General features: G+C 55.2%; 1 protein-coding gene. It reads left to right on the top strand.

Annotation, left to right across the window (positions count from 1 at the left end):
* Positions 1-67 precede the first annotated feature (67 nt).
* On the top strand, positions 68-1,048 hold the full coding sequence (locus tag IMW75_RS26720) for an IS5 family transposase (RefSeq protein ID WP_205894306.1): 981 nt from the start codon (positions 68-70) through the stop codon (positions 1,046-1,048).
* Positions 1,049-1,194: the final 146 nt, after the last annotated feature.

Raw genomic sequence — 1,194 nt, forward strand, 5'->3', positions numbered from 1 at the left:
GGAAATCCTGAAAAAGACTTCCTGATTTGGCAAAATCCCCGGACACCAATCGCCGAGCTTTTCGATGATGAAGCAAATGACCTTCGCCGATGCCGAGTACGCCGGTAAGCGCAAGCAGACCCGCAAGGAGCTGTTTCTTATCGAGATGGATCGGGTCGTACCCTGGAAGGGTTTGATTGCCCTGATCGAACCTCATTACCCGAAGGGCGAAGGTGGTCGTCCAGCCTATCCGTTGATGGCGATGCTGCGGGTTCATCTAATGCAGAACTGGTTCGGTTACAGCGATCCGGCGATGGAAGAGGCGCTGTACGAGACGACGATCTTGCGCCAGTTTTCCGGTCTGAGCCTGGAGCGAATCCCGGATGAAACCACCATCCTCAACTTCCGTCGCCTGCTGGAAAAGCACGAGTTGGCCACTGGTATTCTCGGCGTGATCAATGGCTATCTGGGCGACCGTGGCTTGTCACTGCGACAAGGCACCATCGTCGATGCCACGCTGATTCATGCGCCCAGTTCGACCAAGAACAAGGACGGCAAACGCGACCCGGAAATGCATCAGACAAAGAAGGGTAACCAGTATTACTTCGGTGCCAAAGCGCACATTGGTGTCGACGATGAGTCAGGGCTGGTGCACAGCGTGGTGGTCACTGCGGCCAACGTCGCGGACGTAACCCAAGTCGACAAACTGCTACACGGTGCCGAGAACGTGATCGGCGCTGATGCGGGATATATCGGTGTCGAGAAGCGCGAAGAACATGCGGGACGCCAAGTCATCTGGCAGATTGCAGCCCGGCGCAGCACCTACAAAAAACACGGCAAACGCAGCGCGTTGTACAAAGCGATACGCAAGATCGAGAAAGCCAAGGCCCAGGTTCGCTCCAAGGTTGAGCATCCCTTTCGGGTGATCAAGCACCAGTTTGGTTATACCAAGGTGCGCTTCCGGGGCTTGGTGAAAAACACAGCACAGATGGTGACGCTGTTCGCCCTGTCGAACCTATGGATGGCGCGTCGACATTTGCTCTCCAGCGCAGGAGAGGTGCGTCCGTAATGGGAGAAATGGCTGCTACGAGGCGCTTGCAGCGGCAAAAATGGATGAAATAGACAGTAGATTTGACCGGGATTTGAACGGCTGTCGTTTTTTGAAAGCGCCGATGACGAAGTAGCCGGAAAATAGGGGTCTACTTCAGACCTTCC

Origin of the sequence: Pseudomonas gregormendelii, assembly GCF_017114825.1 — a bacterium.
Lineage (GTDB): Bacteria > Pseudomonadota > Gammaproteobacteria > Pseudomonadales > Pseudomonadaceae > Aquipseudomonas > Aquipseudomonas gregormendelii.